This window comes from Cupriavidus sp. WS (genome assembly GCF_000395345.1).
Taxonomy (GTDB): Bacteria; Pseudomonadota; Gammaproteobacteria; order Burkholderiales; family Burkholderiaceae; genus Cupriavidus; species Cupriavidus basilensis_B.
On sequence record NZ_AQPL01000143.1, the window covers coordinates 1 to 8,052 of the forward strand.

3 protein-coding genes and 1 other RNA gene are annotated in these 8,052 nt (G+C 73.1%); 3 read left to right on the plus strand and 1 reads right to left on the minus strand.

All coding sequences use genetic code 11. From position 1 onward, the window contains the following. A partial coding sequence (locus tag K206_RS0113385) for a PD-(D/E)XK nuclease family protein (protein ID WP_020202917.1) occupies positions 1-1,544 on the plus strand: 1,544 nt, incomplete at its 5' end. Further along, positions 1,541-5,158 carry an exodeoxyribonuclease V subunit beta gene (locus tag K206_RS0113390; RefSeq protein ID WP_020202918.1) on the plus strand — a complete coding sequence of 1,206 codons (3,618 nt, stop codon included), beginning with the start codon at positions 1,541-1,543 and terminating at the stop codon, positions 5,156-5,158. The genes K206_RS0113385 and K206_RS0113390, both read left to right, overlap by 4 nt. A gap of 260 nt (positions 5,159-5,418) precedes the next feature. On the opposite strand, the gene ffs is transcribed toward K206_RS0113390, so the two are convergent. After that, positions 5,419-5,517: signal recognition particle sRNA small type (ffs, locus tag K206_RS41130), an RNA gene on the minus strand. A 148-nt stretch (positions 5,518-5,665) separates the two neighbouring features. Here ffs and K206_RS0113395 point away from each other — a divergent pair. Next, a partial coding sequence (locus K206_RS0113395) for an adenosylcobalamin-dependent ribonucleoside-diphosphate reductase (RefSeq protein WP_020202919.1) occupies positions 5,666-8,052 on the plus strand: 2,387 nt, incomplete at its 3' end.

Sequence of the window (8,052 nt, forward strand, 5' to 3'; positions counted from 1 at the left end):
GCCAGGCCGCCTGCGAACTGGTGCAGCGGCTCGCCGCCGAGGCCGGCGCGTGGCCGCGCGGCCGGACGCAGCAGCCGGTGTCCACCTGGCTCGAACGGCTCGACGCCACGCTCGACGCGCTCGCCATGCGCGCGGCGCTGGCCGCCGACGATGCCGGCCGCCAGCTGCTCGACGCGCTGGCGCGCCTGGCCGACCTGCCGCACGACGAAACCGGCGCGGCCGCCACGCTCGACCTGGCGGAATTCCGCTCGATGCTCTCGGCGCTGCTCGAATCGGTGGCCTACAAGGAGCCCTCGGCCAGCGGCGCCGCGCGCATCACCATCCTGCCGCTCAACGGCGCGCGCATGCGCCGCTTCGACGGCGTGGTGGTGGTCGGCTGCGACGACGCGCAACTGCCGTCGAGCGCGGCCGAGCTGATGTTCTTCTCCAACCAGATGCGCCGCGAGCTGGCGCTGGAAGACCGCGAGATCCGCTTCGCCCAGCAGGCGCGCGACCTGGCCGAAGTGCTGCTCAACAACGACGACGTGGTGCTGACCTGGCAGCGCCTGGGCGCGCGCGGCGAGCCCAAGCACGTGTCGGGCTGGATCGAGCGGCTCGGCGCGCTGTGCTCGCGCGCCGGCGCGCCGATCGAGGCGAGCGCCTTGCCGGCGCTGCACGAGACCTTCGCCGAAGCGGGCGGCATGCCGGCGCCGGCCGCCGCGGAGCTGGTGCCCGCGCGCTGGAGCGCGCAGGCGTACAACATGCTGCGCCGCTGTCCCTACCAGTTCTTCGCCGGGCGCATGCTCGGCCTGGCCGGGCTGGAAGTGGTCAGCGACGATCTGGAGAAGCGCGACATCGGCGAGCTGCTGCACCGCATCCTGCTGCGCTATCACCGCGAGGCCGGCGAGGACGGCCTGCGCCACGACGACGCGCGCCTGGCGCGGCTGCGCGAGATTTCCGACCACGAATTCGGCGCGCTGATGCGCGAGGACGGCAACGCCATCGGCTACTACCGCCGCTGGTGCGAGGTGCTGCCGTCCTACGTGGCGTGGCAGGCCGAGCGCGAGGCGCAGGGCTGGTTCTGGGACGGCGGCGAGATCGACGCCACCGTCGACCTGCCCATGCCCGACGGCCAGCCGCTGCGCGTCAACGGCCGCATCGACCGGCTCGACCGCGCGCGCGACGGCAGCCGCGCCGTGCTGGACTACAAGACGCAGAGCGTGCTGCGCCTCAAGCGCAAGGTCGACGACGTGGAAGAGGACTGCCAGCTGCCGTTCTACGGCCTGCTGCGCGCCGACGTGCGCGTCGGCAGCTGGGTGGCGCTGGAAGGCGCGAAGGACGGCCCGCCCGCGGCCCAGCGCGAAGTCGGCCTGCCCGATTTCGACGCCGCCGTGGCCTGGCTGGAGCGCCAGCTGCGCGAGGACGTGATGCGCCTGCGCCGGGACGCGCCGCTGCCGGCCTTCGGCGATGCCGGCGCGTGCACCTACTGCACCGCGCGCGGCCTGTGCCGCAAGGGCTTCTGGGAAAGCACGGCGCTGCCGCCGCAGGTGGGAGGCCGCGCATGAGCGCGCACGCCTATCTGCGCGACGGCGCGCCGGTCGCCGAAGCCGAGTTCACGCGCGCGGCCTGCGACCCCGCCGCCTCGGTGGTGGTGGAGGCCTGTGCCGGCAGCGGCAAGACCTGGCTGCTGGTGGCGCGCCTGCTGCGCCTGTTGCTGGCCGGCGCCGCGCCGCACGAGATCCTCGCCATCACCTTCACGCGCAAGGCCGCCGAGGAAATGCGCGAGCGCCTGCTCGAAGTGCTGGCCCAGCTGGCGCGCGACGACGACGACGCGGTGATCGCCGCGCTGGTCCAGCGCGGCCTGTCCGCCGACGCCGCGCGCGCCGCGCTGCCGCGCGCGCGCGGCCTGCACGCGCAGGTGCTGGCCGCGCCGGGGCGCATGGCCATCGACACCTTCCACGGCTGGTTCGGCACGCTGCTGCGCGGCGCGCCGCTGGCCTCGGGCATCGTGCCCGGCGCCACGCTGCGCGAGGACGCATTGCGCATGAAGCGCGAGGCCTGGGCGCCGTTCTGGCAGGCGCTGGCCACGCCGCCGTATGCGGAGCTGCGCGCCGCCTTCGAGCAACTGGTGGACGCCATCGGCGAGTTCCAGGCGCGCGCGCTGCTGGACGCGATGTTCCATGCGCGCAGCGAGTGGTTCGCCTTCAAGGAAAGCGCCGATCCCGCCGAGGCGCTGGCCGCCGATCTCGGCGACGACGCGCGCGTCGACGTGCTGCCCCAAGTGCTGGCCGACGACGCCTGGCTCGACGCCTGCCAGGACATGGCCTCGCAACTGGGCCGCGGCGGCAAGACCGAGCAGGCCCATGCCGCGCGGCTGGCGGACGCGGTCATGGCGATCCGCGCGTGGCGCGAGGGCGGGGCGGCGGACGGCGCGCCGGCCGAGCGCGCCTTCGCGGTCCTGCGCGATGCGTTCTTCACCGCCGCCGGCAAGCCGCGCTCGCTGCGCGCGACCGCCGCGCTGACCAAGGCGCTCGGCGGCGAGGCCGCGGTCGAGGCGTTCGTGGCCGCGCACGGCGAGCGCTGCGCCGCGCTCGAGCAGGTGGCGCAGCGCCGCTGCGAGGCCGCCGTGCTGGCCGTCAACCTCGCGCTCTACCGCCTCGGCGACGCGCTGCTGACGCGCTACCAGCATCACAAGTCCGAGCAGCGCGCGATGGACTTCGCCGACCTCGAATGGCTGGCCGCGCGGCTCATGCGCGACGAGGAAACCGCCACCTACCTGCAGGTGCGGCTCGACGCGCGCTACCGCCACCTGCTGCTCGACGAATTCCAGGACACCAACCCGCTGCAGTGGCGCATCCTGCAAGGCTGGCTGGCCGGCTACGCGGGCCTCGGCGAGCGGCCCACGGTATTCCTCGTGGGCGACCCCAAGCAGTCCATCTACCGTTTCCGCCGCGCCGACGCGCGCCTGTTCCAGACTGCCAGCGAGATGCTGCAGGCCGCGTTCGGCGCCACCGTGCTGCGCACCAACCGCACCCGCCGCAACCGGCCCGAGGTGCTCGAGTGGGTCAACGCGGTGTTCGGTGCCGCGCGCGCCGACGGCCGCTATCCGCTGTTCGAGACGCAGACCACCGCGCTCGAAGAGCCGGGCGGCCCGGTATGGCTGCTGCCGCTGGTCGAGCCCGAAGCGGAGGCGGCGGAAGATGCCGGGGAAGATGCTGGAGGTGCGGAGGCGGCCGAAGACGGCGCGCAGGAAACCGCCGCCATCCACCGCGACACGCTGACCCAGCCGCGCCGGCACGAAGGCGACTCGCTGCGCCTCGAAGAAGGCCGGCGCGTGGCGGCGTGGCTGCGCCACGTCCGCGCCACCGTGCCGGTGGCCGAAGGCGGCGGCACGCGCCCGGCGCGCTGGAGCGATTTCCACATGCTGGTGCGCCGCAAGACCTATCTGGCGGAATACGAGCGCGCCTTCCGCGAGGCCGGCATCCCGTGCCTGAGCCCGCGCCGCGGCGGCCTGCTGGCCACGCTCGAGGCGCTCGACCTGTCGGCGCTGCTGGCCTTCCTGATGACGCCGGAGTCCGACCTCGACCTCGCCCACGTGCTCAAGAGCCCGCTGGTCGGCGCCACCGACGAAGACCTGATCGCCATCGCGCAGCAGGTGCAGGCGCAGGAGCCGCGCCCGGGCTGGTGGGCCTGCCTGCGCGGGCAGGGCCTGCCCGAGTTCGCCAGCGCGGCGCTGCGCGACGGCGTGGCGCGCCTGCGGCACTGGCTGGAAGTCGCGCCGCACCGGCCCGTGCACGACCTGATCGACCACATCTATCACGGCGGCGAGGTGCGCCGGCGTTATGCCGAGGCCGCGCCCGCCGACATCCGCGACCAGGTGCTGGCCAATCTCGACGCTTTCCTCAAGCTCTCGCTCGACCTCGACGGCGGGCGCTATCCGAGCCTGCCCAAGTTCATCGACGAATTGCAGGAGATCCGCCGCGGCGAAGAGGGCGAAAGCCCCGATGAAGGCGGCATGGCGGACCGTGCCGAAGAAGGCGACGCCGATGCGGCCGATGCGGCGGACAGCGCGCTCGACGCCGTGCACATCCTCACCGTGCACGCCGCCAAGGGCCTGGAGGCGCCGTTCGTGGTGCTGCTCGACGCCAACCACAGCGAGCCCGCCGCCGACAACGGCGGCATCCTGATCGACTGGCCGCCGTCGTCGCCGGTGCCGGTGCATTTTTCCGCCTACGGCAAGCGCAGCACGCGCGGGCTGGCGCGCGCGCCGCTGTTCGAGGCCGAGGCCGCGCTGGCCGAGCGCGAGAACTGGAACCTGCTCTACGTGGCCATGACGCGCGCGTGCCAGGGCCTGCTGGTCAGCGGCGTGAAAGGGCGCGCCGCGCGCGGCGCCGAGGGCGAAGGCAACCGCGAGATCGCCGGGAGCTGGTACGTGCGCCTGCAGTCGGCCGGCACGGGCGCGCCGGTGGAGGCGTTCCCGCCGGCGACGGCCGGCGACGACGCCTGGCAGCGGCCCGGCCACGACGCGCGCGTGCGCTATGCCGATTTCCGCGAGCGCTACCGCGAGGCGGCGGACACGCTGGTGCCGGTCTACGAATGGGAAGACGAGGACGCGGCGCGGGATGACGTCGAAGAGGACAGCCATGCCATCGTCTTCGACGCCGAGGCGGCGCGCCACGGCGAACTGATCCACGCGCTGGTCGAGCGCATCACGCGCTATCCCGAGGCGTTCGAAGCGTTGCCCGGGCCGGACGTGGTGATGCGCTGGTTCCCGCTGGCCGGCGGCGGCGATGCGCAGGCGCGCGCGCAGTGGCGGGCTCAGGCCGAGGCCGCCATCGGCGCGGCGCGGCGCATGCTGGAAGCGCCCGCGCTGCGCCCGCTGCTGTTCCCGCAGGACGCGCGCAGCGCGCGCAACGAGGTCGAGCTATATGACGCGCGCGGCCGCCTGCTGCGCATCGACCGGCTGGTGGAGTTCGACGAGCGCGTGGTCATCGTCGACTACAAGCTGCGCCTGCTGCCGCAGGAGCACGCGGCCTATGCGCAGCAGCTCGCGCGCTACGTGGCGGCGGTCAGGCCGATGTTCCCGGGGCGGCGCGTCGAGGCCGGCGTGGCCACGGCCGACGGGGAGTGGATCGCGGCGGATGCATTGCAGGTTCCGCGCCAGGGGGCATTGTTCTAGACTTGTCCTGCGTCATGACGCGCGGCTTGCCATGCGCGGCACAATAGCCGCACCGGTGCGCAGGGCGCAACGCGCGGACGCGGCCGGGAAGGGACGGATTGCTGCCGGGGAGCGAATGACCGGGGGACGAATGGCTTTGCCGGGAAGTCCTGCGGCGCGGATTCCGCGGGGAAGGACCTGGCGACAGGGTTCGCGAGCGGGTCCGGCGGAAAATCCGGCAAGAAGGCAGAAGACAGGGGAATAGCGGAATGGCGGAATAGGGGGACGAGCCTGACCCTCGGCACTGGCGGAAAACGGCTGTGGCTGCTTCGTTCCCGACCTGACCAGGTTGACCGCGCCGCCATGCGAGGAGGCCCGTCCGGTGCGCATTGTAACCCAGTGCGGGCGGGCCCGCCTATTTCCCGTGAAATTGACCCGGCAAGCCGCATGGCCGGCCCGGGCCGGCACTACAGTGGAACCGTGCCGGCGCGGCGCGCAGGGCCGCCACCACAACCAGCGAGACCAGCGATGAACGCCAAAGACCAGATGCTCCACGCCACCTTGCCGCCGCAAGACATCTCCACCGAAGTCCTGCTGGAGAAATACGCCAAGGGCGAGGAGGCCAGCGTTGCCGACGTGCGCCTGCGCGTGGCGCGCGCGCTGGCCGAGGCCGAGGCCCCGACCGAGCGCGAGCAGTGGGCCGGGCGCTTCCTGTGGGCGCAGGAGCAGGGCTTCGTGCCGGCGGGGCGCATCGCCTCGGCGGCCGGCACGCGCATCGAGGCCACGCTGATCAACTGCTTCGTGCAGCCGGTCGGCGATTCGGTGTCCGACGCGCGCGGCGGCAAGCCCAGCATCTACACCGCGGTGGCGCAGGCCGCCGAGACCATGCGGCGCGGCGGCGGGGTGGGCTACGATTTCTCCGCGATACGGCCGGCCGGCGCGCTGGTGCGCGGCACGCATTCGCGCGCCTCGGGGCCGGTCTCGTTCATGAAGGTGTTCGACGCATCGTGCGCCACGGTGGAGTCGGCCGGCTCGCGCCGCGGTGCGCAGATGGGCGTGCTGCGCTGCGACCACCCGGACATCGAGACCTTCATCCACGCCAAGGACCGCGGCGACCTGACCAATTTCAACATTTCTATCGGCGTGAGCGACGATTTCATGCGCGCGGTCGAGGCCGACGGCGAGGTCGAGCTGATCCACGAGGCCGAGCCCGCCGCCGAGGCCATCGCCGCCGGCGCGTACCGGCGCGGCGACGGCCAGTGGGTCTACCGCCGCGTGCCGGCCCGGCAGCTGTGGGACCAGGTGATGCAGGCCACCTACGACCACGCCGAGCCCGGCATCCTGTTCCTCTCGCACATCAACGACGACAACAACCTCTATTACTGCGAGCGCATCGAGGCCACCAACCCGTGCGCGGAGCAGCCGCTGCCCGCCTACGGCTGCTGCTGCCTCGGCTCCATCGACCTGACCCGCTTCGTGCGCCAGCCGTTCGCCGCGGACAGCCGCTTCGACTTCGACGCCTTCGCCGAGGTCGTGCGGCTGGCCGTGCGCATGCTCGACAACGTGCTCGACGTCACCTTCTGGCCGCTGCCCGAGCAGCAGGCCGAGGCCCAGGCCAAGCGCCGCGTCGGCCTGGGCTTCCTCGGGCTGGGCAGCGCGCTGGTGATGCTGGGCATCCGCTACGACGCCGAGGCCGGCCGCGCGCTGGCCGCGCGCGTCGCCGAGGTGCTGCGCGACACGGCCTACCAGGCCTCCGCCGCGCTGGCGCGCGAGAAGGGCGCCTTCCCGCAGTTCAAGGCCGACGAATACCTGGCCAGCGGCTTCGCCCGGCGGCTGCCGCCGGCGCTGCGCGAGACGATCGCGCGCGACGGCATCCGCAACTCGCACCTGCTTTCGGTCGCGCCCACCGGCACCATCACGCTGGCCTTCGCCGACAATGCCTCGAACGGCATCGAGCCGGCCTTCTCGTGGACCTACAACCGCCGCAAGCGCATGCCGGACGACACCTACCAGGTGTTCGAGGTGGCCGACCACGCCTGGCGGCTGTACCGCCATCTCGGCGGCGACATGGCGCGGCTGCCGGACAGCTTCGTCACCGCGCTGCAGATGTCCGCGCTCGACCACATGAAGATGCTCGAGGCGGTGCAGCCCTACATCGACACCAGCATCAGCAAGACCGTCAACGTGCCGGAGGACTATCCCTACGAGGCCTTCCGCAACCTCTACCTCGATGCCTGGCGCGCCGGGCTCAAGGGGCTGGCCACCTACCGCCCCAACAGCGTGCTCGGCGCGGTGCTGTCGGTGACGCCCGCCGCGCCGGCCGCGCCCGCCGCCGGGGCGCCGGCCGACGACCCGCTGCGCAAGCCGTTCGAGAGCCGCCCCGTGGGCGACCTCGAAGGGGTGACGTCCAAGGTCGAGTACATGACCTACGAGGGCCACAAGACGGTCTACCTCACCGTCAACTTCATGCGCGTGGCCGGCGTGCTGGACGGCAAGCCGGTGGCGGTGGAGCGGCCGGTGGAATTCTTCATGCCGGCCGGCCAGCGCAACGACGGCCAGCAGTGGATCACTTCCACCATGCGCCTGCTGTCGATGGTGGCGCGCTCGGGCGGCTCGATCGCCAAGGCGCTGGCCGACATGCGCAACGTGGTGTGGGACAAGGGCACGGTGCGCTACGGCACGCTGCAGCGCCAGGACGGCAGCGAGGCGCCGCGCTTTCATGACTCCGAGGTGGCGGCGATCGGCTACGCGCTGCAGCGCATCCTGATCAAGCGCGGCTTCCTCGATGCCGACGGCGTGCAGGTGCCGGTGGCGGCGCTTGCCGCGCGCCTGGCCGCGCAGGAAGCGGGCGGGGGCGCCGGCCCCGGCGCGCAGGACGCGGCCGCCGGCCAGCCCGCCGGCGCGGGCGCCCGGCC